The organism is Lysobacter sp. N42 (assembly GCF_004344885.1).
The window spans coordinates 1-26,347 of the sequence record NZ_SKFB01000010.1 but is presented as its reverse complement, the minus strand read 5'-3'; the positions used below and the strand labels follow the sequence as shown (position 1 = coordinate 26,347).

General features: G+C 66.5%; 22 protein-coding genes. 5 read left to right on the top strand and 17 right to left on the bottom strand.

The window, feature by feature from the left end; translation table 11 throughout:
* Nucleotides 1-29: 29 nt before the first annotated feature.
* The 6 genes from EYQ95_RS15060 to EYQ95_RS15035 all read right to left on the bottom strand — a co-directional run bounded on the left by EYQ95_RS15060 (nt 30) and on the right by EYQ95_RS15035 (nt 8,800).
* A complete protein-coding gene (locus tag EYQ95_RS15060) occupies nt 30-3,236 on the bottom strand; it encodes an efflux RND transporter permease subunit (protein ID WP_132328043.1) in 3,207 nt (1,068 codons plus the stop codon).
* A 13-nt stretch (nt 3,237-3,249) separates the two neighbouring features.
* Complete coding sequence (locus EYQ95_RS15055) at nt 3,250-4,263, bottom strand: efflux RND transporter periplasmic adaptor subunit (protein ID WP_132328042.1); 1,014 nt, start codon at nt 4,261-4,263, stop codon at nt 3,250-3,252.
* On the bottom strand, nt 4,260-5,495 hold the full coding sequence (locus EYQ95_RS15050; RefSeq protein WP_243699946.1) for a TolC family protein: 1,236 nt from the start codon (nt 5,493-5,495) through the stop codon (nt 4,260-4,262). Before EYQ95_RS15050 ends, EYQ95_RS15055 begins: the two co-directional genes overlap by 4 nt.
* Before the next feature lie 102 nt (nt 5,496-5,597).
* Nucleotides 5,598-5,933, bottom strand: a complete 336-nt coding sequence (locus EYQ95_RS15045) for a hypothetical protein (RefSeq protein ID WP_207916457.1) — start codon at nt 5,931-5,933, stop codon at nt 5,598-5,600.
* A gap of 148 nt (nt 5,934-6,081) precedes the next feature.
* Entirely contained in the window at nt 6,082-6,705 is a 624-nt protein-coding gene (locus EYQ95_RS15040; protein WP_132328039.1) for a cation transporter, read from the bottom strand.
* Nucleotides 6,706-6,823: 118 nt separating this feature from the next.
* Entirely contained in the window at nt 6,824-8,800 is a 1,977-nt protein-coding gene (locus tag EYQ95_RS15035; protein WP_132328038.1) for a cytochrome c/FTR1 family iron permease, read from the bottom strand.
* 70 nt (nt 8,801-8,870) lie between these two features.
* Here EYQ95_RS15035 and EYQ95_RS15030 point away from each other — a divergent pair, with 70 nt between their 5' ends.
* From EYQ95_RS15030 to EYQ95_RS15015, 4 genes are all read left to right on the top strand, one after another.
* Nucleotides 8,871-9,281 (top strand): helix-turn-helix domain-containing protein, encoded by a 411-nt coding sequence (locus tag EYQ95_RS15030; protein ID WP_132328037.1) that lies wholly within the window; start codon nt 8,871-8,873, stop codon nt 9,279-9,281.
* A complete protein-coding gene (locus tag EYQ95_RS15025; RefSeq protein ID WP_132328036.1) occupies nt 9,281-10,903 on the top strand; it encodes an NAD+ synthase in 1,623 nt (540 codons plus the stop codon). The genes EYQ95_RS15030 and EYQ95_RS15025 overlap by 1 nt, the downstream gene beginning before the upstream one ends.
* 665 nt (nt 10,904-11,568) lie before the next feature.
* The gene (locus EYQ95_RS15020) at nt 11,569-12,225 is read left to right on the top strand and encodes an IS1595 family transposase (protein ID WP_207916454.1); all 657 of its coding nucleotides are present in this window, start codon (nt 11,569-11,571) and stop codon (nt 12,223-12,225) included.
* Between the two features lie 72 nt (nt 12,226-12,297).
* Entirely contained in the window at nt 12,298-13,560 is a 1,263-nt protein-coding gene (locus EYQ95_RS15015; RefSeq protein ID WP_132328035.1) for a hypothetical protein, read from the top strand.
* Between the two features lie 65 nt (nt 13,561-13,625).
* On the opposite strand, the gene lpdA is transcribed toward EYQ95_RS15015, so the two are convergent.
* The 5 genes from lpdA to merT all read right to left on the bottom strand — a co-directional run bounded on the left by lpdA (nt 13,626) and on the right by merT (nt 17,911).
* Nucleotides 13,626-14,984, bottom strand: coding sequence for a dihydrolipoyl dehydrogenase (gene lpdA, locus EYQ95_RS15010; RefSeq protein WP_243699945.1), 1,359 nt, complete (start codon nt 14,982-14,984; stop codon nt 13,626-13,628).
* A 189-nt stretch (nt 14,985-15,173) separates the two neighbouring features.
* On the bottom strand, nt 15,174-15,578 hold the full coding sequence (gene merC / locus EYQ95_RS15005) for an organomercurial transporter MerC (protein WP_132328034.1): 405 nt from the start codon (nt 15,576-15,578) through the stop codon (nt 15,174-15,176).
* A 29-nt stretch (nt 15,579-15,607) separates the two neighbouring features.
* On the bottom strand, nt 15,608-17,269 hold the full coding sequence (merA, locus tag EYQ95_RS15000) for a mercury(II) reductase (RefSeq protein ID WP_132328033.1): 1,662 nt from the start codon (nt 17,267-17,269) through the stop codon (nt 15,608-15,610).
* A 2-nt stretch (nt 17,270-17,271) separates the two neighbouring features.
* The gene (gene merP, locus EYQ95_RS14995; protein ID WP_132328032.1) at nt 17,272-17,550 is read right to left on the bottom strand and encodes a mercury resistance system periplasmic binding protein MerP; all 279 of its coding nucleotides are present in this window, start codon (nt 17,548-17,550) and stop codon (nt 17,272-17,274) included.
* Nucleotides 17,551-17,560: 10 nt separating this feature from the next.
* A complete protein-coding gene (gene merT, locus EYQ95_RS14990; RefSeq protein WP_132328031.1) occupies nt 17,561-17,911 on the bottom strand; it encodes a mercuric ion transporter MerT in 351 nt (116 codons plus the stop codon).
* A 129-nt stretch (nt 17,912-18,040) separates the two neighbouring features.
* Here merT and EYQ95_RS14985 point away from each other — a divergent pair, with 129 nt between their 5' ends.
* A complete protein-coding gene (locus tag EYQ95_RS14985) occupies nt 18,041-18,478 on the top strand; it encodes a MerR family transcriptional regulator (RefSeq protein WP_132328030.1) in 438 nt (145 codons plus the stop codon).
* 80 nt (nt 18,479-18,558) lie between these two features.
* On the opposite strand, the gene EYQ95_RS14980 is transcribed toward EYQ95_RS14985, so the two are convergent.
* The 6 genes from EYQ95_RS14980 to EYQ95_RS14955 all read right to left on the bottom strand — a co-directional run bounded on the left by EYQ95_RS14980 (nt 18,559) and on the right by EYQ95_RS14955 (nt 26,222).
* The gene (locus tag EYQ95_RS14980; RefSeq protein WP_132328029.1) at nt 18,559-18,882 is read right to left on the bottom strand and encodes a four-helix bundle copper-binding protein; all 324 of its coding nucleotides are present in this window, start codon (nt 18,880-18,882) and stop codon (nt 18,559-18,561) included.
* 192 nt (nt 18,883-19,074) lie between these two features.
* A complete protein-coding gene (locus EYQ95_RS14975; RefSeq protein WP_132328028.1) occupies nt 19,075-19,506 on the bottom strand; it encodes a copper-binding protein in 432 nt (143 codons plus the stop codon).
* A gap of 161 nt (nt 19,507-19,667) precedes the next feature.
* The gene (locus tag EYQ95_RS14970; RefSeq protein WP_132328027.1) at nt 19,668-22,841 is read right to left on the bottom strand and encodes an efflux RND transporter permease subunit; all 3,174 of its coding nucleotides are present in this window, start codon (nt 22,839-22,841) and stop codon (nt 19,668-19,670) included.
* Nucleotides 22,838-24,442, bottom strand: a complete 1,605-nt coding sequence (locus EYQ95_RS14965) for an efflux RND transporter periplasmic adaptor subunit (RefSeq protein WP_165924747.1) — start codon at nt 24,440-24,442, stop codon at nt 22,838-22,840. Before EYQ95_RS14965 ends, EYQ95_RS14970 begins: the two co-directional genes overlap by 4 nt.
* On the bottom strand, nt 24,439-25,719 hold the full coding sequence (locus tag EYQ95_RS14960) for a TolC family protein (RefSeq protein WP_243699943.1): 1,281 nt from the start codon (nt 25,717-25,719) through the stop codon (nt 24,439-24,441). Before EYQ95_RS14960 ends, EYQ95_RS14965 begins: the two co-directional genes overlap by 4 nt.
* 140 nt (nt 25,720-25,859) lie before the next feature.
* Nucleotides 25,860-26,222: a hypothetical protein gene (locus tag EYQ95_RS14955; RefSeq protein ID WP_132328025.1), complete on the bottom strand. Its 363-nt coding sequence runs from the start codon at nt 26,220-26,222 to the stop codon at nt 25,860-25,862.
* Nucleotides 26,223-26,347: the final 125 nt, after the last annotated feature.

Genomic DNA, 26,347 nt, shown 5'->3' with positions numbered 1-26,347 from the left:
GGAAACGCCTCCTCGCCAAGAGCTGCGCGTCAGGCGGCACGATGGGTCAGCTCGGGATGCGGCGGCTCCAGCGGTTCGTCGTTCTCCTTGTGGAGCCAGCGATACAGCACGGGCAGCACGAGCAGCGTCAGCAGGGTCGACGATACGATCCCGCCGATGACCACGGTGGCGAGTGGCCGCTGGACCTCGGAGCCCGCGCCCACGTTCAGCGCCATCGGCACGAAGCCCAGGGACGCGACCAGCGCCGTCATGAGCACCGGCCGCAGGCGCGCCACTGCCCCGTCGAAGACCGCCTTGTCGAGCGGAACGCCCTGTTCGCGGAGGTTCTTGATGAAGGCGATCATCACCAAGCCGTTGAGCACCGCGACACCCGAAAGCGCGATGAAGCCGACGCCGGCAGAGATCGACAGCGGAATGCCGCGTAGCCAGAGCGCGATCACGCCGCCGGTCAGGGCCAGTGGTACGCCGCTGAACACGATCGACGCATCCTTCGCCGAACCGAAGGCCATGAACAGCAGGCCGAAGATCACGATCAGCGTGACGGGCACGACGACCGCCAGACGGCGGCTTGCGGAGACCAGCTGTTCGAACGTGCCGCCGTAGTCGATCCAGTAGCCTTCCGGCAGTCGGACCTTGGCGTTGACCGCCGATTGCAGGTCCTGGACGAAGCTACCCAGGTCGCGGCCCCGCACGTTCGCGGTCACCACGATCCGCCGCTTGCCGTTCTCGCGATTGATCTGGTTCGGCCCGAGCTGCGACTCCACGCGCGCGACCTCGCGCAACGGGACGGTGCGCGCTTCGCCGCCGCGCCATGTGGCCTCTCGTCCCGATTCGTCGGCCTGACTGCCGCCACCCCCGAGCGCGATGGGCAGATCGCCCAGGGCGGCCGGATCCTGGCGCATCTCCTCCGGCAGACGAACCACCAGGTCGAACCGGCGGTCGCCCTCGAACAGCTGGCCCGCCTCCTCGCCGCCGATCGCGGTGGCGACGGTGTCCTGCACGTCGGACGGGTTGAGGCCGTAGTTGGCCAGCGCCTGCCGGTCCGGCTCGACCGTGAGCAGCGGCAGCCCGGTCACCTGCTCCGTCTTGACGTCGGACGCCCCCTCGACCTGGCTCATCACCTGTTGCACCTGCGCGGCCGTGCGCACGAGCTGGTCGAGGTTGTCGCCGTAGATCTTGATTGCGACGTCCGCGCGAACGCCCGAGATGAGCTCGTTCGTGCGCATCTGGATGGGTTGCGTCACCTCGTAGTTGTTGCCCGGTATGGTCTCCAGCAGCTCCTGGATCTCGGCGACAAGCTGGTCCTTGGGCTTGCCCGGATCAGGCCAGTCGTCGCGATCCTTGAGCATCACGAAGGTATCGGCGATCGAGGGAGGCATCGGGTCGCTGGCCACTTCGGCCGTGCCGATCTTGCCGAATACACGCTTGACCTCCGGCACCTTCGCCAAGGCCTTCTCCAGCTTTTCCTGCATCTCGAGCGACTGCGTCAGGCTCGTGCCCGGAATGCGCAGCGCCTGGACCGTCAGGTCCCCCTCGTCCAGATTGGGAATGAACTCCGAGCCCAGGCGCGTGGTGAGCAGGCCGGTCAGGACGACCAGCCCGAGCGCCGAGCCGATCACCGGCCACCGGTGCCGCAGGGTCCAGGACAGCAGCGGCGCGTAGCGCCGCGAGAACCAGGCCATCACCTTGTTCTCGTGTTCCGCCACGCGGCCGCCCAGGAACAGCGCGATCGCCGCCGGCACGAAGGTGAGGGAGAGGAGGATCGCGCCGGTCAGTGCAAGGACGACCGTGATGGCCATGGGATGGAACATCTTCCCCTCGATTCCGGAGAGGGCGAAGATCGGGAAATACACGGCCGTGATGATGCCCACGCCGAACAGGCTGGGGCGGATCACCTCGGCGGTGGCCGATGCCGTCGCATCGAAGCGCTCCTCGTCGGTCATGGTCCGGCCCAGGCGCTGCTGGAGTTCGCCGAAGCGCTTGAGGCAGTTCTCGATGATGATGACCGCGCCGTCGACGATCAGGCCGAAGTCGAGCGCGCCCAGGCTCATGAGGTTGCCCGATACTCCGCCACGCACCATGCCGGTCAGGGTGAACAGCATCGCCAGAGGAATGACCGCCGCGGTGATGAGCGCAGCCCGGATGTTGCCGAGCAGCAGGAACAGCACCACGATCACCAGCAGCGCGCCCTCGACCAGGTTCTTGGCGACGGTCTTGATCGTGCGATCGACGAGCGAGGTCCGGTCGTACACGGGCTCGGCGCGCACCCCCTTGGGGAGGCTGGCATTGGCAGCCGCGAGCTTCGCGCCCGCGGCCTGCGAGACGTCCCGGCTGTTGGCCCCCACGAGCATCACTACGGTGCCGACGACGACCTCCTCGCCGTTCTCGGTCGCCGCACCGGTGCGCAGCTCCTTGCCTTCGCCGACGGCCGCGACGTCGCGCACGCGGATCGGTACGCCCTCGCGCCGGTCCAGCACGATGTTGCGGATCGCCTCGAGGTCATCGACTTGGCCAGGGACACGGACGAGCAACTGCTGACCGTTGCGTTCGATGTACCCGGCGCCGACGTTCTGGTTGTTGGCGGCCAACGCGGTGACGATGTCCTCCAGCGTGAAGTCCAGCGACACCAGCACGGCAGGATCCGGCGTGATGTGGATCTGCCGCTCGTAGCCGCCGATGGTGTTGACCTCCGTCACGCCCGGCACGTTGCGAAGCTGCGGGCGGATCACCCAGTCCTGCAGGGTGCGAAGATCAGTCGCCGTATAGGGCGAGCCATCCTTCTTGCGGGCGCCGGGCTCGGCTTTCACCGTGTACATGAAGATCTCGCCCATGCCGGTGGCGATCGGGCCCATCATCGGTTCCAGCCCGGGCGGCAGTTGCGACCGGGCCTGCTGCAGGCGCTCGGACACCTGTTGCCGCGCGAAGAAGATGTCGGTCCCGTCCTTGAACACGACGGTCACCTGCGAGAGCCCGTAGCGCGAAAGCGAGCGGGTGTAGTCCAGGCCCGGGAGCCCGGCGACCGCCGTCTCGATCGGAAAGGTGACGCGTTGCTCGGCCTCGAGCGGCGAATAGCCCGGTGCCTCGGTGTTGATCTGGACCTGGACGTTGGTGATGTCGGGGGTCGCCTCGATCGGCAGCTTGGTGAAGCTCCACACGCCGACGCCCACGAGCGCCAGAGTGAGAACCAGCATCAGCCACCGATGCGCGATCGCGACTCGGATGATTTTCTCGAGCATGGTCGCGGCCGCCTCAGTGGTCGTGTTCGGCGGTCGACTTCTCGATGTCCGCCTTGATGAGGAAGCTCTGCTCGGTCACGACGACCTCGCCCGGCTTGAGGCCCGAAAGCACCTCGACGCGGCGTGCGTCGCGCTTGCCCAGCCGCACGACCCGCTGCGTGTATTTCTCGCCCGCGACGACATAGACCACGTCTTCCTCGCCGGCCTTCTGCACGGCCGTCAGCGGAATCGTCATGGCCGTGGCCTGTTGGTCCACCGTGATGCGAGCACGTACCGCCGAACCCGGGCGCCACATGCCGTCCGAATTCCTGATCCGTGCCCGGGCGACCGTGCTCTGGCTGGCGGTGGCCGTGCTGGGCAGGATGCGTTCGATGCGGGTCTCGGCGGTCTCGCCATCGCTCATGCGCGTGATGACCACGGCGTTGCCGGGGCCGATGTGTTGCGCATCCCGGCCGAAGACATGCAGGTCGACCCACAGGTCGCCGAGATTGGCGATCTCATACAGGGCGAAGCCTTCGGTGGCGACAGCGCCCACCGATGCGTCGCGCGCGAGGACGACGCCCGAGATCGGCGCGCTCACCGTGTAGGTGGTCAGGCTCAGGTTGCTCTCGATCGTGGCCAGCGGCTGCCCGGCACGCACCGTATCGCCGACGTTCGCGCGCAGCGCTCGGATCGGCCCCGGGAAACGGGCCTGCACCTTCGCGATGCTGCCCTCGACCGGCGTCAGCAGGCCCTGCACCTCGTGCTGGTCGGCGATCGTCCCCTGCCCGACCCGCTCGGACCGGACGCCATTGGCGGCGGCGCGCTGCGCGGGCATGGTGGTCGACGGCACTTCATCCGCGTGGCCGCCGCCTTCCTCGCCCTCGCCCTCCGCGTGGCCGGCCTCGCCCTCCGCATGCTCCTCGCCCTCAGCATGCTCGCTGGCCTCTGCGCCTCCCCTGTTTTCCGCGGGGGTCGACTTGTCGCCGCAGCCGGCCAGAAGCAGGGCATAGGCCAGTGCGGACAGGATCAGAACGGGGCGCCTCATGGGGTCTCTCCGGATACGCGCTCTGCGGGGGCCGCCACGAAGGGCTGGCCGGTCAGGCGCTGGATTTCGATCAGGGCGCGCTGGGCTTCCAGCGCGGCTTCGAGTTGTTGCTTGCGGGCATTGGTGCGTTCGGACTGCAACTGCGCCCATTCGAGATAGCTGATGGCGCCCGCGCGGTATGCCCGCTCGGCAGCCGCCTCGGCGCGACCGAGCTTGGGGATCACGTCGCTAGCGAGCCGGCGCACCTCGAGCTGCGCGGACAGGTAGCGCGCATGCGCGTCGGCGAGCGTCGAATACAGCGAGATGTTGCGGCTCTCGCGCTCGATCTCGAGCAGCGCGAGCTCGGCCTCCGCCACCCGGATTTCGGGCTGCGCGCGGGTGCGTGCCCCCAGAGGCATGGAGGCGCTGGCCACGAAGCCGAAGTCGTCCGTCGCCTGGAGCCGGCGCACGCCGACCTGCCAGTCAATGTCCGGGGTCGCCTGCGTGCGAGCCAGCTGCAGCCGCGCTTCGCGGATGCGCTGTTCGCCGGCGAATTGGGCGATCTCGGGCGTGCGGGCGAGCCATGTCGTCAACTCGTCGAAGCCCGACACCTTCGGCAGCGCCATGGGATTGGTCGCGACCACTTGAAAATTCGGGTCGCGCTCGCCCCACAGGGCGGCCAGATGCTGCCGCGCGCCGGCCTCGCGCTGCACGGCGCGGGCCCGTTCCAGCTCGGCGCGGGCGAGCATGGCCTCGGCGGTAAGTACGACCGATTCGGGTGAGGCGCCGGCATTCAGCCGCTCCCGGGCACCTGCGACGGTTCGGCGGCGCTGCGCGATGTCAAGGTCGGCGATTTCGCGCTGCTTTTGCGCCGAAACGACGGCGAGGTAGCGCCTCGCCACTTCCGCCAGGAGGTCGAGCCGCTTGGCCTCCCGCTGGATCGCCAGCGAGTCGATCCGCGACTGCACCAGCGCGCGGCGGGCGTCGAGCTTGCCGCCGCGTTCAAGGACGGATGCGAGAGTGAGGGTCAGCTCCGCGCCCGACAGGCCGCTCGCCTCGCCGGTCCCGAGCATGTTCTCGGCCGATGCGCCGACCACGAGCGGCGGCCTGAAGCTCGCCCGGTCGAGTTCCGCATTCAATACGTTGCGCTGGCCGCCGGCCAGTCGCAAATCAGGGTGTGCCTGCCCGACGCGCGCAAACGCATCGTCAAGGGTCAAACGGTCGGCAGCGGATGCAGAAAGGGTGAACAGCATCGCTGCGACGCACGCGGCCGTAGCCGCGAATCGCGATCGCATGGGGGAAACTCCAGGGAAGATGAGACGAAAAGCGGTGCGCCGCGTTAACCGGCGCGTTCGTCAGCCCGCGATGGGAGGTCGGAACGGCGAGACGCGGGCGCCCGAACCGGGTGGCGCCACCTCGGGGCGCACCGCGAGCGAACTGCGCGGCATTACGGCGGGGATGAACAGCCCATCCGCCATGGCCACCGACAGCTGGGCGCAACAGTGCGCGAAATGGAGCAGGGCGTGCCCGACCGAGCGTTCTTCGGGCCCGGCGTCCGCGGCCGGTCCGCCCGCTTCGATGACATGAGCATGCCGACCGCTAGGATCATGCGCCAGTTCGTGCGCCTCTCCGATCGCAGCTAGCACAGGCCGGGCCACCATGCTGAGCACGAGCAGCGCCAACGCGAGCACGCGAAGCGTGTTTCTCCAGCGGGGGCCATTCCAGCTCAGCACGGTGGATAGGTTAGGCGATCATCAAGCTGAACACTATTTCAAAAGGGTGGGTGCCGACCGCCGGGTCTGGAGCAACCGCTCGGCGATGGCAGGCTCTACCAAGCACCTAGCTCGACCCGTTGGGCGTCGGGCCGCCGCGACGCGCGCGGCGCGCTTCCACCAGGATCGACGCGGCTTCCTTGACGACGTAGAGCCCGATCAGGGTGCCGATGACGTAGTCAGGAATAGGTGAACGCAGCCAAAACACGAGCATGCCCGCCACGATCACACCCACGTTTGCGACGATGTCCGCGCGCGTGAATATCCATGTGGCCCGGAGATGCACCTCGCCGGACTTGAGCGGAGCGAGCATCCGAAGGACCGACATGTTCACGATGAGCGACACGGCGGCCGTGCCGATCATCCACCCGCTGGCCGGCTCGGCGCCGTAGACCACGCGACGTCCCACCTCGAACAGGACGCCCAGGCCGAGCAGCAGCAGGGCGATGCCGCTGAGCGTGGCCGCGTTGGCCTTGAAGCTCGCGGTGCGGCCGATGGCGACCAGGCCGATGGCGTAGGCAGTGGCGTCCGACAGCATGTCGAGCGCATCGGCGAGCAGGCCTGTGGACTGGCCGATCCAGCCCGCAATACCGCCGACGACGGCCATCGTCGCGTTGAGGGCAAGCGCGATTGTCAGGATCTTGCGCTCCTGAGCATTTTTCGCTTCGTGGTGGCAGCCGCAGTCACTCATCGGCGGGGTTCCAGAAAGGGACGGATTTCATCGGTAACTGGCATCGAGCGCAGCGCGCCGACTCATGCACCACCGGTATTGCCGCTAGGCATCCATGCCCAGGGGCGAAGTACCGCAATCATGCAGCACCTCTCGGAGGCTCGTGCGCGGCAGGCATGGCCTTTGCGCCACGCGCATTGGCGACGAAGCCGAAGATGGCGATCGCCGCGACCGCGAGCTGGGCGAGGATCGACTGCCACGTCGGGTAAAGGCCCAGCCACTCGATCTGTGGCACGGCAACCAAGGCCTGGCTGATCCAGCCGGCTTCCTGCAGCGCCGCCACCGCCTTGCCCACGAGGACCACGGCAAGGACGGCGATCAGGATCGAGCTGAAGCGGAAGAACTGGCCGATCGGCAAACGCGTTCCCAGTCGCAGCAGCGCGAATGCGATGAGGGCCAGGACGACCAGGCCCAAGCCCAGCCCGGCGAGGATCGCGGAGCTGTCGTGTTCGTTCCACATCGCGGCGTAGAACAGGATGGTCTCGAAGACCTCGCGGTATACCGCGACGAACGACAGCACGAACAGGAAGGTCGCGGAACGTCGTGTGAGCGCCGCGGACATCTTCTCCTGCAGGTACTGCTGCCAGCGGCCGGCCATGCTCTTCTGGTGCATCCAGATCCCGACGCTGAGCAGGACGATCGCCGCGAACAGTGCCGACAGCCCTTCGGTGACCTCCCGCTCCGCGCCACTAATGCTGACTGCATACGTCGCGATGGCCCACGTTACGCCGCCCGCCAACAGTGCACCAATCCATCCGGCATGCACGTACGGCAGCACATCCCTGCGCTCGGCCTTGCGCAGGAAGGCGATCATGCCGATGACGATCAGCAGGGCTTCGACCCCTTCGCGCAAGAGGATGGTGAAGCTGCCCAGGAACGCTGTGGTGGTGCTATTGCTCCGGTCGGCAAGCGCCGACTCGCTGCGGTCCAGCAGCTGTCCGACCGCTGCGGCCTGAGCTTCGACGGCGGAGGTCGGTGCGCCCTCGCCGATCCTGGCGCGAAGGGTCGCCATGGCGGACTCGATCTGTCGGAGAAGCTTGCGGTTCCGCGACCCGAGCTGCGGCTCGACAGGCTCGACACCGTCGAGATACGCGGACAAAGCCAGTGCCGACGCCTGCCCCCGGTCACCCGACCGGTAGGCGGCAACGCTCTGCTGCAGGCGCTGACGGGCCAGCGCTAGAGATGCATTGCTGTTGACCGGCGAGGAGGCGGCCACGGCACTCGGCTCACCACGCAGATAGGCGGTGATCGCGCGCGCCCTGTCCGCTCCCAGCGTTTTCGAGATGTCGGCTTCGGTAGCGCCCGATAACGCAGCCAGGTCGGGAAATACGCGACGCACCTGCTCGTTGTCTGCCCAGACCGCCGCACCCTGTTCCCGGGCCGCCGCGTCGTACGCCAGTCCGCCGGTGTAATAGGCCAAGGCCCATCGATCATCGTTTGACAGATGGGCGTAGCTCATCATCGCGGTGCCCGGCAGTCCTTGCGAAATGACCTGGTAGAGCGACAGCGGGCTGCGGTGCTTTGCACGGTCGGCGTCGGTGAAGGCGATCGGGGGCGGATCCATGCCGGCGGCAGCGGGACCATCGCCTCGGCCGGTCGCGCCATGGCACGCGGTGCACTGCTGGGCGTACAGGGCCGCGCCCCGCGCCAGATCGGGGACAGCCGCGGGCGCGGCCTCGATCCTGTAGACGGTCAGGAGCTCCGACGCCAAGGCACCTGCGCTGCGGGCGATCTGCTCTGCGTCAGCGCGCTCGGCCACCAGCCCTTCCAGTTGCTTGGCATTCGCAAGGCGCGCCGCGTGCCCCGCGCCCGGCGGTAATGCGGCCAGCTTCGCGCTGACGGATGCGGTGAACTCCCGCATCTCCGCGTATTCGCCCGCGTCGACCACCTCACCGCTCTGGATCGCCGCGGGGTAGTCGACCGCGATGTAGTCGAGCAGCTGCCATGCCTGCCGCGCCTCGGCCGCCGGGTCGGCCGCCCGTGCCGAACGAGCGGAGGCCAGCCCCACCACGGCAAGGAGGGCGGACAGTACGCAGCGCCAGGCAATCGGGGACATCGACTTTTCACGCTTCGACGGAGCCGGCATCGTAGAGTCCGTAGCGACTACAGAGTCAAGGGATCCGAGCGTGAAGATCAGCGAAGCCTCCCAGGCAAGCGGCTGCCACCTGGAAACGATTCGGTACTACGAGCGGATCGGCCTCATGCCGGCGCCAACCCGGACGGGCAGCGGGTACCGGTCGTATTCGGAGCAGGACGTGGAGCGTCTGCGCTTCATTACCCGGGGTCGGGATCTGGGCTTCAGCCTGGACGAGATCCGAAGCCTGATGCGGCTGGACCAGGACGGCGACCTGGCGTGCGAGGACGTCACCCGCCTCGCGCAGCAGCACCTGATCGACGTCCAGGAACGCATTCGCGACCTGCAGCGCGTGGCGCGCGAGCTGGAGCGCACCATCAGCAGCTGCGGCGGCGGCGTTCGGGCCCAGTGCACCATCCTCGACGCCCTCAAGCACTCTCCTGCCCCGGGCGAGGCGGCGTGATGCGCATCGCCCTGGCCCAGTACGACTTCCCGGTCGGAGACATCACCGGCAACGTCAGGCGCATCCAGACGCTCATCGAGCAGGCGCGCGACGCACACGGGGCTGACCTGATCGTCTTCCCCGAACTCTGCGTCAGCGGCTATTCGCCGGAGGACCTGCTGTTTCGCCCCCAGTTCCTCGCGGAGTGCGACACGGCCGTGCGGGCCATTGCGCATTCGACGCAGGGCATCGTCGCGGTCGTCGGTTGGCCGGAGGCGGCGGGAAGCGTGGTCTACAACGCTGCGAGCGTCATTCGCGACGGGCGCATCGAAACGACCTACCGCAAGCGGGATCTGCCCAATCACGCTGTTTTCGACGAACGCCGCTACTTCGAGACCGATCCGGACGGGGGCGTTTGCGTCTTCCAGGTCGGCCCGGTTCCAATTGGCCTGTTGATTTGCCAGGACCTGTGGGGTCTGGAGCCGATGGCCGAGACCACCGCGGCGGGTGCGCGCCTGGTGCTCGTGCCGAACGCCTCGCCTTTCGAACGCCACAAGCATGCCGAGCGCGATGCGCTCCTTGCCGAGCGTGCGCGGGACAACGGGACTGCCATCGCCTACGTCAATGTCGTGGGCGGGCAGGACTCTACGGTTTTCGATGGGGCGTCGCTGCTGGCAGACGCCCGCGGTGCGGTCGCCCCGGCTGCCACCGCGTTTGAGGAACACCTGCTGATCACGGACTTCGACCCGGAACTGCAGACCTTCACGCCGATCGCCTGGCCACGCAGCGCGGATGAAAGCGAGGACGGCCTGATGTACCAGGCGCTGGTCATCGGCACTCGCGACTACTGCAAGAAGAATGGGTTCGACAAGGTGATCCTGGGCCTCTCAGGTGGGATCGACTCGTCACTGGTGCTCGCGATCGCCGCCGACGCACTGGGCGGCAGCAACGTCACCGCGGTGCGCATGCCCTCGCGCTACACGGCGGAGCTCTCGAACGATCTGGCCTCGGCGCAATGCGAAGCGCTGGGCGTGCCGATGCTGACGCTGCCGATCGAGACGCCTTTCCAGGCATATCTGGATACGCTCGCGCCGGTGTTCAAAGGCGCGGCTATCGATATCACTGAGGAGAACCTGCAGGCGCGCATCCGCGGAGCGATGCTGATGGCGCTGTCCAACAAGCTCGGCGGATTGGTGCTGACCACAGGCAACAAAAGCGAATACGCGGTCGGATACGCCACGATCTACGGTGACATGGTCGGCGGCTATGCACCGCTCAAGGACGTCTACAAGACCGAGGTCTACCGCCTCGCGCACTGGCGCAACACCGTGGGACCCCTCGCGATCCCCCAGGGCGTCATCCAGCGCGCTCCCTCCGCGGAGCTGCGGCCCGATCAGAAGGACCAGGACTCATTACCGCCCTACGATGTCCTGGACGCGCTGCTCTTCAGGCACATCGATCAGGAACAGTCGCGCGCCGAGATCGTCGCTGCCGGTTTTGACGAGCAGCTCGTCGACAAGATCCTGCGATTGGTTCGCATCGCGGAGTGGAAACGGCAGCAGGCTGCCCCTGGACCCAAGGTCAGTCGACGCGCATTTGGGCGCGAACGGCGATACCCGATCTCCAATGGTTTCCGCTACTGATGGGCGTAGTACCGGTGGTTCACAGCCTTGCCGCAGGCATAGCACCGCCGAAATGCGCCGCCGCGATTGGCGCGCCCCTCGCGCTCGTGTCCCAACGGGCCACCGCACGTGACGCACGACGGGCCGATCCCGCGCTCCCAGCGCCATAGCCGATAACTTGCGGCGCCTAGGAGCAGAAAGCCCACTCCCGCCATCGCGATCGGTACCCACCGGAGCATGTCGAACAAGCCTGCAGCCAATGGCCCTCGATTCAAGCCGGCAAGTCCTGCGGCCGACACCAGCGCTCCGGCGAATAGCACTGCACCGGGTAGACACGCTCTCACCAACATCCACGCACTTCTGTCCATACCCACACCCCTGAGTTGATCCCTTATCGCATCCTCCTTGCAGCCGTCTCAAAATCTGCGACGCCTGGCTGCAGCCTAGAGCCGTCGCTGGGGCGCGGCTCGCTCCGGTGCAACAATGCAGGCACCTCGAGACGCAGCCGCGGAAGTGTTGGGTAATTCCTAAGCAAACCGGACCAGATCTGAGAGGATTTGGTCATGAAGCGATGCCCGGAGTGCGGAGGATGTCGGCACTATCGGTTGGGTGATGGGCGATTGAAGTGCCGGGCCTGTGGCTTGCGTTTCAGCTGGACCTCGGTCTGGGACTCGGTGCGTTTGCCGATGGCCACAAAGCAGCGCCTGCTGGAGCTGTTCGTGCTGGGCGTTCCGTCCTACCGGCAGCGTTTCCTGTCCGATACCAGCGCGGCCTCAAGGGAGCGCTTCTATCGCCTGCTGCGGGCCTGCTGCGCCCAGGTCGAGCAGTTGCGGGAGCCGTTCGAAGGTGCCGTCGAACTGGACGAAACCACGTTTGGTGGCGCCAGAAAGGGCAAGCGGGGCTGGGGCGCGGCGGGCAAGGTGATCGTCTTCGGGCTGATCAAGCGCAATGGCCGGGTCAAAGCGCTGCCGATCCCGGCGCACGACCGCGTATCAGTCATGCGCGAGATCGAGGCCCACACGCGGGAGGGTGCGCTCTACTACACCGACGAGTGGCAGGCCTATGCCACGCTCAAGCTGCGCGGCGAGCATGTGATGATCCGCAAGGAGAAAGGCCGGCCGGTCGGGCGCGAGCACATCAACGGCATCGAAGGCTTCTGGAGCTATGCCAAGAACTGGCTCTATCCCTACCGCGGCGTACCCCGCGAATACTTCCACCTGTACCTGGCCGAGGTTTGCTACCGGTTCAATCACCGGGACGAGAACCTGAAACCCTTGCTGCTCAAGCTCTTGAAGCAGACATCGATCCAGGAACTGGGCCCAACTTTGGTCCGGAAAGCTTAGGAATTACCAAGTGTTGTCCGATGGGCTCGTCACGTTGAGTGACCTTGGGGTCGACCGAGAAGGAAGCCATGAATGGGCCTGTCAGACCGCAGCAATCTGCTTTTCAGCAATCTCGACCTTCGCGCATCGCTTGATGCACGCCGCCAGGCGATCGATAGCGAAGTGCGCGCGCTCGACCCCAACCGGCTTTTGAACACATCACCTGACGACCTTGCCCGCTTCTTCGTCGAGAAGTACCACATGGAGCCTCCTGCGCTTTACCGGGACCAGTGGAGCGTCGAGTCGAAAGAGGAAACCGAGACGAGGGAGGACTACGGTCACCGGTTCACTGCAACGGTCCGGCGGCTTTACGTGCACATTCCGTTCGTTGGGGACCGGGACCTCTTCATGTCGCGGGCGAGCACCTTCACGATGTCGCCGCCTCGAGGGGTCGTCGGAGCGCAGACGCTGACCTTGGCGTTTACGCCTGGCCAGCAGGGAGGGCCCGAGGCGGTCCGTGCTTTGATCGATCGCGAGATCGACGAAGTGGAGCGGCACCTCGCATGGATCAGGAATGACCTGGAGGCCTATAACGGCTCTCTGGGTGCGATTGCCGACCAAGCGATCCGCCGACGACGCGAGCAAGTCCTCCACCAGCAGGGCCTGGTCGCTGGACTCGGCATCCCGTTGCGTGAGCGTGCAAGCGCACCGGAGACGTATGTCGTTCCTGCCGTGCGCAGGAAGGCACTGCCTACGTTGCCGGCGGCCTCGACTGCGCCGTTCAAGCCGGAGCCTGTCCTGGCGATGGAGCATTACGACCACATCCTCGACGTGATCCAGAACATGACGACCGTCATGGAGCGCAGCCCGGCGACCTTCGCGTGGATGGACGAGGAGTCCCTTCGCGACCACTACCTCGTACAGCTGAACGGCCACTACCAAGGTACCGCGACGGGAGAGACGTTCAACAACCTGGGCAAGACCGACATCCTGATCCGGGAGCAGGACAGGAACATCTTCATTGCCGAGTGCAAGTTCTGGAAAGGCGCCAAGGGCTACGCGGCGACGATCGACCAGTTGCTCGGCTATTCCGCCTGGCGCGATACCAAGACCGCAATCGTCGTCTTCAATCGAAACAGGGATACGACGAAAGTGCTGGAGGAGGTCAAGAAGACCACCGAGGCCCACGCGAACTACAAGCGGACGCTTGCCTGGACCCACGAGTCCGGGTACCGGTTCGTGATGCACCACCCGGCCGATAGCAATCGCGAGCTGACCATGACCGTGCTCGTCTTCGATATTCCCGCGCCGGCTCCACGCGGTGCGGGCACCCCTGCGCCCGCAACTAGGGCGTAGATCACCCCACCAGTGGGCGGTCTGCGGCGATCAGACACGCGACAAGGAAGGAGCAAACCCTCTCCCTAGATGTGCAGGGCCCAGCCGTTCACCGCCATCGCAGCTTCCTTCAGGGCCTCCGGGAGCGTGGGATGGGCGTGGCAGCTGCGCGCCACGTCGTCCGCCGATCCGTTGAACTCCATCGCGACGACGGCCTCATGGATGAGCGAGCCCGCCTCCGGGCCCACGATGTGTACGCCAAGAATGCGGTCCGTCTCCGCGTGCGCCAGCACCTTGGCGAGCCCGTCGGTCTGCGCCTTGGCACGTGCACGCGCGCTGGCGCTGAAGGGGAATCGCCCCACCTTGTATGGGATGCCTGCAGCCTTGAGCTGCTCCTCCGTCTGACCGACCGAGCCCACCTCGGGTGCCGTGTAGATCACGGCCGGGATCGTCCCGTAGTTCACATGCCCCGGCAGTCCCGCCAGCTGCTCGATCAACGCAACACCCTCTTCGCTCGCCTTGTGCGCGAGCATCGCGCCACCGATGACATCGCCGATCGCGTAGATCCCTTCGACATTCGTGCGCCAGTGGTCGTCGACCTTGATGAAGCCCTTCGCGTCTTGCTCGACACCGAGCTGCTCAAGATTCAAGCTCTTGATGAACGGACGACGCCCGATCGAGACGAGGACGCGGTCCGCTCGGAGCAACTCCTTGGCACCGCCGCTGGCGGGCTCGATCGCGAGCTCGACGTCGTCGCCGCTCAGCGTCGCGGCGACGACCTTCTGGGAGAGACGGAACTCGAACCCTTGTGACTTCAGTGCCTTGTGCAGCACTGTGGCTGCCTCGGCATCCATCCCGGGGGTGATCCGATCGAGGTACTCGACGACGGTGACTTTGGCGCCCAAACGGCGCCAGACGGAACCAAGTTCCAGGCCTACATAGCCTGCACCGATCACTACTAGGTGCTTGGGCACCTCAGGAAATGAGAGTGCCCCTGTAGACGAGACGACTCGATCCTCGTCGATCTCGACACCGCGAAGCGGCGAACTGTCGGAGCCCGTTGCGATGATGACGGACCGGCCCGAGATCGTCTGCGCATGCCCTGCGTCGTCCGTGACCTCCACTTGACCGGACGCTACGATCTGACCGTTGCCCTGCAGACGGGTCACGCCATGCTTCTTGAACAGGAAGTCGATTCCAGTGCCTAGCCCGGCGACGACGTCGTCCTTGTGAGCCAGCAGCCGGGCAAGGTTGACCCGCAGGCCATCGAACTCGACGCCATGAGTGGCAAACTCGCTGGACGCCGCATGGAAGCGCTCGGTCGACTCGAGCAGGGCCTTGGACGGATGCACCCGATGTTCAGGCATGTTCCACCCAGGCGCCGTCGCCGTTCGACGCAGGCGACCTTCAAGCCTAATTGCGCGCCCCGGATCGCAGCCGGGTATCCGCCCGGTCCACCGCCAATAATGACGACGTCGTAAGTCTCGGCCATGCGTGGGGCTCCGTAGATTGACCGTGTCAATCCTGAGGTCTGGAGCCGCTACAGAGTCAAGCGGCCATTGAACGCCGGCTTAGCCCAACGCCTGCGGAGCCTAGCTGGCTATTCCGGGCTTCCAGCGGTCAGGAGTCGCACCTCAGGCTCGCGCAGTTCGATGGGCAAGCAAATCCCACAAGGCCACCAGGATCATGAGCGTCAGACCCGGATAGAGCAGGAATCCGGTGCGGACGCTCATACCCCGCATGACGAATACCGCCGCCAAGACGAGCAATGGGCCAAGGACGCTGAGGATCCCGCGAAGCATGCTGCGATGCCTGCGCCAGCTGATGACGTTCGCCAGCAGCGCAACCAAGGCAAAAAGCGGCAGCAGGATGCGAATGAACATCCCTTCGTACTGGCTGAGGAAGCCCAGGCCCAACGCAGCGCCCAAGCTGCCCAGCGCTGGAAAGCACGCAGCGCACCCAATGGCCGAGACGATCGCGCCGATAACGCCGGCCTTGTCGGCGGCCCGAGCAACGGGCGGGGGGTTCTGTTCGTTCATAGCGCTGCTCGAATCCATTGGTGCGAGGCTCAACCGGCGCAGCACGACAGCTGGCCGACGTCCTTGAAGAAGGTTTGCGCGCACAACTTCAGCGCTTCCACCATCGTCAGGTAAGGGAACAGCTGGCCCGCGAGGTCCTGGACCGTCATGCCGGCGCGGATCGCCAAGGCGGCTGACTGGATGATCTCGCCGGCCTCGGCGCATACCGCCTGCACGCCCAAGATCTTGCCCGTACCCGCCTCGGCCACGATCTTCACGAAGCCGGTGGCGTCGAAATTCACGAGCGCCCGCGGCACGTTGTCCAGGGTCAGGACGCGAACCTGCGTCTCGATGCTGGTGAGGTGGGCTTCCATCTCGCTATAGCCCACCGTCGCGATCTGGGGGTCGGTAAACACGACGCCGGGCACGATCGACAGATCGAGCACCGCGTCGCCGCCGGTCATATTGATCGCTGCCCGAGTTCCGCCGGCCGCTGCGACATACACGTACTGCGGCTGGTCGGTGCAGTCGCCCACCGCGAAGATGTGGGGCGCACTCGTGCGCAGGCTTGCGTCGACAATGACGGAGCCCCGTGCACCAAGGTGCACGCCGACGTGTTCGAGCCCGAGGTCCGCTGTATTGGGTGTACGGCCCGTTGCCACCAGCAGCCGGTCCCCACGAACCTCGCCGTTGTTAGTCGCCAGGACGAACTCGTCGCCGCTGTAGGCGATCTCGTTCGCCTGGGTGTGTACTAGCACCGTGATGCCCTCGGCTGCCAGCGCAGCAGTGATCGTGTCACCGACCAGCGGGTCTTCCCGGAAGAAGAGTGTGCTCCGCGCAAGCATCGTCACCTGGCTGCCCAGTCGCGCGAACGCCTGTGCGAACTCAACGGCAACGACTGAGGAACCGATGACGACCAGCCGGTCGGGGAGCACGTCGCTCTCGAGTGCGTCTGTGGACGTCCAGTACGGCGTACCCGCGAGCCCCGGAATCGGCGGGACGGCAGCGTGGGCGCCGGTCGCGATCAGAGCCCGGTCGAATGCGACTTCCCGCGTGCCGCCGTCTGCCAGCGCTACGGTGAGGGTGTGCGCATCCTTGAACCGTGCCGTGCCACGCACGAGCTCGATGTTCGGGTTCCCCTCAAGGATGTTCTCGTACTTAGCTGCACGCAGCTCCTCAACACGCGCCTGCTGCTGCGCGAGCAATACGCCCCGGTCGATCTTCGGCCGTGCCGCTTCGATGCCCTCATCAAACGGGCTGTGACGCCGGCTCTGTGCGACGTGGGCCGCACGGATGAAGATCTTCGACGGGACGCAGCCGACGTTGACGCACGTGCCCCCGGTCACCCCCCGCTCGACGAGCGTCACTTTCGCACCCGACTCGGCAGCGCGGATCGCCGCAGCAAACGCCCCAGCTCCGCTGCCGATGATGGCCACGCGCAACGCGCTATCGGACGTGGACGCGGATACGCAGCAGTCGGCCGCCTCCACTGCCGCGCCTTCGATGGAGGTGCGGTAACCCAGCGCTGCGATCTGTGAGGCGAGCGCCGACGCGTCAAGCCCGTTGCCGCGGATACGAGCAAGCCCATCGGGATAGGAGACTTCCGCGCCCTGGACGCCTAGCGTCTTTTCTAATGCTGTCTGGATGCGCTGCGCACAGCCGCCGCAGGCCATGCCGGCGACTCGCACCATGATTTCGTCTGTCGACGCCATGCTTACTTCACGCTCGCCGGAAAGCCGACATCCGTCGAAGCCTTTGCAAGCGCCTTGGCGTCGGTCTTGGTGTCGTCGAAAGACACCACAGCGAGCTTGGTCTTGAAGTCGACCTCGGCGCTACGCACACCCGGAACCCGCTTGAGCGCAGCCTTCACCGTGATTGGGCATGTCACGCAGGACATGTTTTTCACCGCGAGTGTCACGGTGCGATCGGCCGCCTCGGCGGTGCCAACGACAGCAGCCAGGGCCAGTGTCAGAGCCAACAGTGCAGTCTTCATGGGAGATGCCTCAGAAAAGGTATGGAACGACGTAGGGATAGGCGATGGCGACCAGCACCAGAACAGCGACAGCCCAGAAGATGCCCTTATAGATCGTCCGATTACGGGGGGCGGCGCAGACGTCGCCCGGGTTACAGGCCGCTTGCGGCCTGAAGATCCGGCGATGGGCGAAGAACAAGGCGACGAGTGCAATGCCGATGCTGTACGGGCGAAAGGGCTCCAGGACCTGCAGCTGCCCCACCCAGGCGCCGCTCAGGCCAACCGAAACCAGCAGCAGTGGGCCCAGGCAGCAGGCGGAGGCGAGAAGCGCCGCCACACCCCCGGCGGCAAGGACTGCCGCGTTCTTTTTTTCGTCAGCCATAAAGCCCATCCGGTAATTCGTAGGTCGACCCTACTTCCGTAGTGGAGTACGGAGTCAATACCCAATCTAGTCGCTCGTTCAGGCCTTCCGCGCTAGGCTGAGTCCGTAGCTAACTACGGAAGCGACGAGATGTCCGAGGCACTGGTAAATCTCACGATCGGTCGGATGGCGGCAGAAACCGGTGTAGGTATCGAGGCCATCCGGTACTACCAGCGACGGGGTCTTCTGCCGGAGCCTAAGCGGACGGATGGACGCATCCGCCGATATGGTTCGCGCGAGATCGAACGGCTTCGCTTCATCAAGGCGGCCCAGAAGATCGGTTTTTCCCTCGACGAAATCGCAAGCCTGCTTCAGCTCGACGATGGCTCCGGCTGCGGGCAGGCGCGGAAGCTCGCCTCGCGCAAGCTGGAAGAAGTTCGCGCCCGACTGGATAGCCTCAACCGCTTGGAAGGAGTGTTGTCCGAGCTCATCGGGCGTTGTGATTCCGGCCGCGGCCGCATCCAGTGTCCCCTTATTGCGGCGCTGGGGTCGGTGGATGGCCCATCTGCCAAGCGGCGCGATCAATAGTGGCCACTCCAGCCCATAGGCGACGAGGCCATCCAACCACCCGCTAAAACAGGTGCCCGCCTCCCGGCGGGCACCTGGTATCACATAGCGCGGCATGCCTCGGCGCAGCGGCGGCAGGCTTCCGCACAGCGGCGGCAGTGCTCATCGTCGTGCGCAGCGCATTGTTCAGCACACCAGTCGCATACGCGTGCGCAGAGCTCGCAGATATCGCGCGCGAATTTGCTATTGCGCGCCAAGGCATCGGCAGCCAGACGGCAGAGTGCAGCGCAGTCGACGCAACAGGCTGGGCAATCGTTGTTACTGCCTTGCCCCGTCATGTGCGAGAAGCAGGTGCCACACTCGGTTGCGCAGTCGTTGCAGGCCGCGATGCAGTCGCGGATGGCTTGGCTCAGTTCATGTTGCATGGTCGTACTCCTTTGAGTTCGGGCGAATTTCGACGCGCCCGAGACGCCGCCCCTAAGCAAGCACCCCTTAACCGCGCTCTGCAGACGTGTTCATGCGACCCCGCGAGAGCCCTCCAATAACTCCCTCGGCTCTGCAAGCGATGGCATCCGCATCTGACGTTTCCGCACAGACAAGCTCACGCGTGAAAGTAATCAGTCCTGCTTCACAAGCGCAGATAGCGTGCTTGTACCCGCGTTCTGGCTGAACTCGAATTGGACCTTGTCGCCTTCCTTGACCGCGCTTAGCAGGTCAGGCGATGCGTTGAAGGCCATCGTCATGGCCGGCCATTTGAGCGACTCGATCGGGTCGTGCGCGATCGTGACCTTCCCGTTCGCGGAGTCAATCGACTTGACAACACCAACGCCCGTTGCCTGACTCGCACCCTGCGCAGCGGTGCTACCCGCCATCTTCTGGTGGTCAGCCTCGGACATGTTCATGTCGGCGGCCGAAGGACTGGGCTGAGCGGGCGCTGTTGCCGCGTTTGAGCTGGCCGGCGTCGCCGCCACATCCGACTCCGCGTTTCCGCTGTCTTGGGCGCAGCCGGCGAGCAGGGCCGCGGCGAGCAGTGCGATCTGGATCTTCATGACGACTTCCTTCTAGTTCGATGGGTGGTGGAACGGTTGGTCGGCGGCTGCTGGAAGAGGGACACGCGATGCAGCAGCCCTGCAGCACGATCGGTACGACGAGGACGAAGACGCAGGCCCAGCGCGCCGCGCCGTGCGCGCCATCGCGCTCGGCGGCCGGCTCACGGAGCCTCCCCGGTGGCGGTAGCGGGCTGTGCGGAGTTGCGTGCACGTGTGATGCGCCGGCGCTCGAGCAAGCGATACGCGGCGGGAATCACGAGCATCGACAGCAGCGGGGCGCTGAGCATGCCGCCCACCATCGGCGCGGCGATGCGCTGCATGACCTCCGAGCCCGCGCCGCCTCCGATCAGGATCGGGAACAGCCCAGCGAGGATCACCGCCACGGTCATGGCCTTCGGGCGTACGCGCTGCACGGCGCCTTCCCGGATCGCGTCGTCGAGTTCGGCGAATCCAGCGCCGGGATTGCGCGCGAGCTGCCCGTCCCACGCATGGCGCAGGTACAGCAGCATGATGATGCCGAACTCGGCCGCGACACCGGCCAGTGCAATGAAGCCGATCAGCGTGGCGACCGAGACGTCGTGCCCGAGCAGCCACACCAGCCACAACCCACCCACCAGGGCGAACGGCAGGCTCAGCATGATGATCGAGGCCTCCGCAAGCTTGCGGAACACCAGGAAGATCAGCCCGAAGATGATCAGCAACGTGGCGGGCACGACGATCAGCAGGCGCTCGCTCGCACGCTTGAGGTACTCGTACTGGCCGGACCAGCCCACCGCGTAGCCGGCCGGCATCGGCACCTGCTCGGCGACCGCTTTCTGAAGATCGCGGACGACCGAGCCCAGATCGCGATCGACAACGTCGACGTAGACGTAGTTCGTCAGCCGCGCGTTGTCGCTTCGTAGCATCGGCGGGCCGTCGGAGTAGCCGATCTCCGCCACCTGCCCGAGGGTCAGCTGCACGCCACCGGGTGCGATGACCGGCAGGTTCGCCAGCGCCTGTGGCGAATCGCGCATCTCACGCGGATATCGCACGACGACCGGATAGCGCTCTCGGCCCTGGATGGTTTCGGCGACCGGCTCGCCGCCGATGACGGTCGCGATGATCCGCTGGATATCCGCCTGGCTCAGGCCGTACCGCGCCGCCACCTCCGGGCGGGCGGTGACATCGAGATAGCGTCCGCCCGCGATACGTTCGGCCAGAGCCGAGCTCACCCCGGGCACGGTCGTAGCCACCTGCTCGATCCGGTCGCCCAGCCGGGCGAGCACCTCGACGTCCGAGCCGGAGATCTTGACGCCGATCGGGCTCTTGATGCCGGTAGCCAGCATATCGATGCGGTTGCGGATTGGCGGAACCCACAGGTTCGTCAGTCCCGGCACCTTCACCGCCGCGTCGAGCTCCTGTCGAAGCTTCTCGGGCGTCATGCCCTCTCGCCATTCGCTGCGCGGCTTGAAGGTGATCGTCGTCTCGAACATCTCAAGCGGCGCGGGGTCGGTCGCAGTCTCCGCACGGCCGGCTTTGCCGAACACGTGCTCCACCTCCGGCACGGTCTTGATCATCCGGTCGGTGACCTGCAACAGCTCGGAAACCTTGCCGGCCGACAGCCCCGGCAGCGCGGTGGGCATGTAGAGCAGCGTGCCCTCATCCAGCGGCGGCATGAATTCGCTGCCGAGCTTGGCGTAGGGGATCGCGGTCGCCATGAGCACGAGCGCCGCGGCGGCGAACGTCGAACGCGGGTGCTTGAGCACGGCCTCCAGCAGTGGGCGATAGCCGCGGATGAGGATCCGATTGAGCGGGTTCTGTGCTTCGGGCCGGATCTTGCCGCGGATCAGGTAGCCCATCAGCACAGGCACCAGCGTGATCGAGAGACCCGCACCTGCGGCCATCGCATAGCTCTTGGTGTAGGCCAGCGGCGAGAACAGGCGGCCTTCCTGCGCCTGAAGCGCAAACACCGGCACGAACGAGAGAGTGATCACCAGAAGGCTGACAAAGAGCGCCGGGCCCACCTCGATCGAGGCTTCAGCCATAAGCTTCCAGCGCTCCTCCCCCTCCGGCTCGCGCCCGGTCCGATCCTTGAAGTGCTCCAGATGCTTATGCGCGTTCTCGATCATTACGACCGCCGCGTCGACCATCGCACCGATGGCGATCGCGATGCCACCGAGCGAAAGCAAGTTCGCGCTCAAGCCCTGCTGGTGCATCACGATGAAGGCGGCAAGCACGCCCAGCGGCAGACTGATCACCGCCACGAGCGCCGAGCGCAGGTGCCACAGGAACAATGCGCAGACCAGCGCGACCACCACAAACTCCTCGCCCAGTTTGTGGGTGAGGTTGCGCACGGCTTCGTTGATCAGCTCGGACCGATCGTAGACCGGGACAATCTCCACGCCCTTGGGCAGGCTCGCCTTGAGGCCTTCGAGCTTCTCCTTCACCGCCTCGATCGCAGCGAGGGCGTTTTTCCCGGAGCGCAGGATGATGATCCCGCCGGCGACTTCGCCTTCGCCGTCGAGCTCGGTGATGCCACGGCGAAGCGCCGGGCCGCGTTGGACCATCGCGATGTCGCGGAGCAGGACAGGGATGCCGTCGGCACCAGTCATCACGGGCACCTGCTCGAAATCCTCGCGGGACTGCAGGTATCCCTCACTTCGCACCATCAGCTCGGCTTCGCCCTGCTCGATCACGGAACCGCCTGTCGCGCCGTTGGCGGATTCGATCGCCTCGATCAGGGCGGCGACGGTGATGCCACGAGCCGACAGTGCCTGCGGGTCGGGCACGATCTGCCAGGCCTGCACCATGCCGCCGATGCTGGCGACCTCGGCGATATCGGGAATCGTCTTGAGGTCGTAGCGCAGGAACCAGTCCTGCATCGCACGCAGCTGGCCAAGGTCATGCTTGCCACTGCGGTCGACGAGCGCGTACTGGTAGATCCAGCCCAGGCCCGTTGCATCCGGCCCGAGCGAAGGGCTGACCTGCGCCGGCAACCTGTCGCGTACCTGGCTCAGGTACTCAAGCACGCGTGAGCGGGCCCAGTACAGGTCCGTCTCATCGTCGAAGAGGACATAGACGAACGAGTCGCCGAAGAACGAGAAGCCACGGACCGCCTTGACGCCGGGCACGGACAGCATCGTCGTGGTCAGCGGATAGGTGACCTGATCCTCGACGATGCGCGGCGTCTGGCCCGGCCACTCGGTGCGGATGATCACCTGCGTGTCCGACAGGTCGGGCAGCGCATCCAGCGGCGTGTTCTTGACCGACCAGACGCCCACGGCTGCGAGCGCCAGCGCTGCGACCAGCACGAAGACGCGGTTCTGGATCGACGCGAGGATGATCCGCGCGATCATCGGCCGGTCTCCTTCTTCGCCTCGTCCGCATACTTGGGCACGAGCTCCATGTCCATAAACGGCGACTTGCCCGGCTTATCGAAGTGCTTGTCCGGGACCATCGGGTCGTACCAGTACAGGACCTTGCGCGTTGGGGGCTTGGCCGCTGCCGGCGCAGGTTTGGGCGCGTTCGCGCCGGTTGACGTGCGAGGCGTGCCGGACTTGGTCGACACCGGGGGCTTCGTGCCCGCGCCCTGCGGCTTGGCCGGGGCCGGCTCGTCGGGCGCGCCGACGCCCAAACGCGCGAGCGCGCCGGAGAGGTTGGCTTCCGAGTCGATGAGGAACTGTCCGGAGGTCACGACGCGCTCGCCACCGGACAGGCCCTCGAGTATCTCGGTCTTGCCGCCGCCGCTGCGGCCGGTGCGCACGAGTACCGGCTTGAAGCGGTCATCCGGACCGAGCACGATCACGCGCGCCTGCGTGCCGCTGCCGATGAGCGCATCGATCGGCACCAAGGGAACTTTGATGCCATCGACCGGCTGGATCGTGACCTGCGCGAACATGCCCGGCGCCAGCATTCCGCCGGGGTTGTCCAGCACGATGCGGGCTTTCTGCGTGCGGCTGGTCGCATCGAGCTGCGGCAGCAATGCCTCCACCCGGCCTGCAAACGTCCGACCCGGCATCGAGGTGACCGTCGCGGTGACGGGCGTGCCACGCACGATGTCGCCGACGCTGGCCTGCGGGACCGAGGCCTCGAGCCAGACGGTGTCGGTGCCGTTCACCCGAAAGAGCAGCGTGCCCATGCCAGCGGACTCGCCTTCGCGCACGCCGATCTCGCTGACCACGCCGGAGACGGGCGAGGTCAATGTGACCGTGCCGCCGGCACCCGTTCGCGCGCCGGCCGGCATGCCCAGCACGCGCAGGCGCTCACTGGCCGCCGAGCCCATGTTGCGTGCGGCCGCGGTGCGCGCACCGCGCAGCGCGCGGGCCTCGGCCATCGCCGTGCTCCACTCGCGCGCGATCACGCTCGCAAGTGGCTGGCCTGCCCGGACGGTTTCATACGGCGCCTTGACGTGCAGGCGATCGACGATCGAGTCCACGCGCGCGCTGACCACGCGCTCCTTGCGCAGGTCCCACGTCACCGTGCCTGGCGCCTGCACGGTACCGGCCAGGCTGCCGCGCTCGACGATGGCCGTGCGCATGCCCAGGTTCTGGCGTACGCCGGGGGTAATGCTGATCCCACTGTCAGCGCCGGCGTCGCCGTCGGCGTACTTGGGCACCAGCTCCATGTCCATGAAGGGCGACTTGCCCGGCTTGTCGAAACGCTGGTCCGGGACCATGGGGTCGTACCAGTACAGGACCTTGCGCTCCCCGCCCCCGCCGCCTTCGTCGGCGTACTTGGGGATCAGCTCCATGCCCATGGATGACTTGCCGGGCTTGTCGTAGCGCTCCTGCGGGACCATCGGGTCGTACCAGTAGAGAATCTTCCGCTCGCTCGACGCGGCGGCTGCCACTGCGCCGGTGTCTTTCGACTGGCCCCACCAGTAGCCGCCCGCGACTGCTGCGGCGACGAGAACGAATGCCGCGGCGGCGAGCGCCAGCGGTTTGATGCGAGGGTTCATCGCGTGCCCTCCTGGGGCAGAAGGAACGCGAGGGCGGCCCAGGCGTGGCCGAGCTCCCCGAGGTGTTCGGCGTGCGAGAGGTGGGCTTCGATCTCGGCGCGACGCGCGGTGATCCATGGCTGCAGCTCGCCGCCGGCTCGGTAACCGGCCATGGCCACCGCACTGCGATCGCGCGCAAGCGGGAGTAGCGAGTCGACGTGCAGCGATACTTGGCGCTTCAGACCCTGCCAGCGCGCGAGGTCGGCGCGGATCTGCCCGGCGAGCTGGCGTCGCAGATCCTCGCGCTCGTGCACCGTCGCGTCGTACTCGGCCCGGCGCGCGGCGACGCCGCGGTCCTGACGGTTGCGCGGGAACAGCGGCAGGCCGATCCCCACCTCGAGCATGATCATGTCGCTGCGCCCGCCGTCGCGTTGGCCGTAGGCGGCGCCCACGCTCCAGTCGGGTCGCTTTTCCGCGCGTGCGGCATCGATCGCGGCAGCGGCGGTTTCGACCTGGGCATTGGTCTGCAGCAGCGGGCCCAGTCGATCAACCGATGCGAGCAGCCGCTCCACCGGAACGGGCAGCGTGTCGAGGTCAGGTCCGTCGCTGGCCCCCGGCCCGATCTCCACGCCCGTCCACCGACCGAGGTCGGCGAGCGCCGCATCACGCTCGGCCTTGACGCCCGCGATGCGATTGTCGAGCTCGATGATCTCGGCCTGCGTGGCGAGCGCGTCGGACGGCGACTCGGCACCCGTGCTGACCCGGGCGGACGCCACCTTCGAGGCGAGCACCGCCTCCTCCCTCAACATTCCCAGCGCGTGCAGCTCCCGCGCAGCCGCCCAGACGTCGATCCAAGCCTGCGCGGTGGCGCGGCGGACTTCGATCGCCTGCGCTGTGCCGCTGGCCAGCGCCTCGTCGACCCGGCGCGCAGCCAAGGCGCGCGCGGCGGCGCGCTTGGCCCGGGCGGGGACGACCTGCCGCAGGCCGATGCGCTTTTGCGTCATCTCATCGGCACTGAAGTCCAGGGCGTCCGGGCCGGTGATCGGCAGGTTGTCTATCCCGAGCATCAGCTCCGGATCAGGCAACTGCCCGGCGCGACGCGCCTCCTGCCGGGCCGCCTCGATCCGGGCCTGCCGGGCCTGGAGCATCGGCGCGCGCGCCAGTGCCAGACGGATCGCTTCGTCGAGCGCGAGCGCACCGCGTACTGCGCTATGTGAGGCGAGGTGGGCGGGCGCGATCAGTCCCGGCGGGCTGCCGGCGGGCGGAGCCGCGAAGGCAACGGAGGTGGTCAGCAGCACGCCGACCGCCCCGGCGCAAAGGCGCCGGGACACCGCGCGCATGGGGCGCGGAGAAAAACACACAGGCATAAAAAAACTCCAATCACGACATCAGGCCGTCACCCGCGGTGACGGAACCAGGCATCAGCGATCAGAGTTGTTTAGATCAGCCAGGAGCACAGCCGGGATCGGGGTGGAGCCCGACCCTGCGGCAGTTCATAGCGTGCGAGCCCAGCGGATCCACGGTCCTGTGCACGCGCCAGCGCAAAGGCCGGAACCGGCGGAAGCGCTGTAAACACCGGGAGCTTGCCAGCGTCGGACGTGGCGTCTTCCGTCGGGCAGTCCGAGGCATCGTCGCCGTCAGTATCGGGTAGCCCAGCGCAACCGACCATGGCGGCCATTTCGGCCGAGTCATCCATCCCTTTCATGCCGGCCATCGTCGTGGCATGCGCCGCAGCGACGATCTGGCACCACACCAGCATGAGCATTGCCACGAGCGCGAAAGCGCGGCGGCGTGCAAGCATGCGGGTCCGGGTACGGTTCATGACAGTTACAGCATACGCCTCCTGCTCTGAAGGCTGTCAAGCGATCGGACTGTCGCCTTTCCTGTGCCTGACCTGCTAACGCATGACGGCGCGACGCGGGGGGG

Bases quoted from the DNA above. Each gene is read 5' to 3' on its own strand.
- EYQ95_RS14985 (WP_132328030.1), top strand. From the start codon at position 18,041: ATGTCCGAGGCACTGGTAAATCTCACGATCGGTCGGATGGCGGCAGAA.
- EYQ95_RS15040 (WP_132328039.1), bottom strand. From the start codon at position 6,705: ATGAGTGACTGCGGCTGCCACCACGAAGCGAAAAATGCTCAGGAGCGC.
- EYQ95_RS14980 (WP_132328029.1), bottom strand. From the start codon at position 18,882: ATGCAACATGAACTGAGCCAAGCCATCCGCGACTGCATCGCGGCCTGC.
- merP (WP_132328032.1), bottom strand. From the start codon at position 17,550: ATGAAGACTGCACTGTTGGCTCTGACACTGGCCCTGGCTGCTGTCGTT.
- EYQ95_RS14965 (WP_165924747.1), bottom strand. From the start codon at position 24,442: ATGAACCCTCGCATCAAACCGCTGGCGCTCGCCGCCGCGGCATTCGTT.
- merC (WP_132328034.1), bottom strand. From the start codon at position 15,578: ATGAACGAACAGAACCCCCCGCCCGTTGCTCGGGCCGCCGACAAGGCC.
- EYQ95_RS15060 (WP_132328043.1), bottom strand. From the start codon at position 3,236: ATGCTCGAGAAAATCATCCGAGTCGCGATCGCGCATCGGTGGCTGATG.
- EYQ95_RS15050 (WP_243699946.1), bottom strand. From the start codon at position 5,495: ATGCTGTTCACCCTTTCTGCATCCGCTGCCGACCGTTTGACCCTTGAC.
- EYQ95_RS15015 (WP_132328035.1), top strand. From the start codon at position 12,298: ATGGGCCTGTCAGACCGCAGCAATCTGCTTTTCAGCAATCTCGACCTT.
- merA (WP_132328033.1), bottom strand. From the start codon at position 17,269: ATGGCGTCGACAGACGAAATCATGGTGCGAGTCGCCGGCATGGCCTGC.
- merT (WP_132328031.1), bottom strand. From the start codon at position 17,911: ATGGCTGACGAAAAAAAGAACGCGGCAGTCCTTGCCGCCGGGGGTGTG.
- EYQ95_RS15025 (WP_132328036.1), top strand. From the start codon at position 9,281: ATGCGCATCGCCCTGGCCCAGTACGACTTCCCGGTCGGAGACATCACC.
- EYQ95_RS15020 (WP_207916454.1), top strand. From the start codon at position 11,569: ATGGCCACAAAGCAGCGCCTGCTGGAGCTGTTCGTGCTGGGCGTTCCG.
- EYQ95_RS14970 (WP_132328027.1), bottom strand. From the start codon at position 22,841: ATGATCGCGCGGATCATCCTCGCGTCGATCCAGAACCGCGTCTTCGTG.
- EYQ95_RS14955 (WP_132328025.1), bottom strand. From the start codon at position 26,222: ATGCTTGCACGCCGCCGCGCTTTCGCGCTCGTGGCAATGCTCATGCTG.
- EYQ95_RS14975 (WP_132328028.1), bottom strand. From the start codon at position 19,506: ATGAAGATCCAGATCGCACTGCTCGCCGCGGCCCTGCTCGCCGGCTGC.
- EYQ95_RS15055 (WP_132328042.1), bottom strand. From the start codon at position 4,263: ATGAGGCGCCCCGTTCTGATCCTGTCCGCACTGGCCTATGCCCTGCTT.
- EYQ95_RS15035 (WP_132328038.1), bottom strand. From the start codon at position 8,800: ATGTCCCCGATTGCCTGGCGCTGCGTACTGTCCGCCCTCCTTGCCGTG.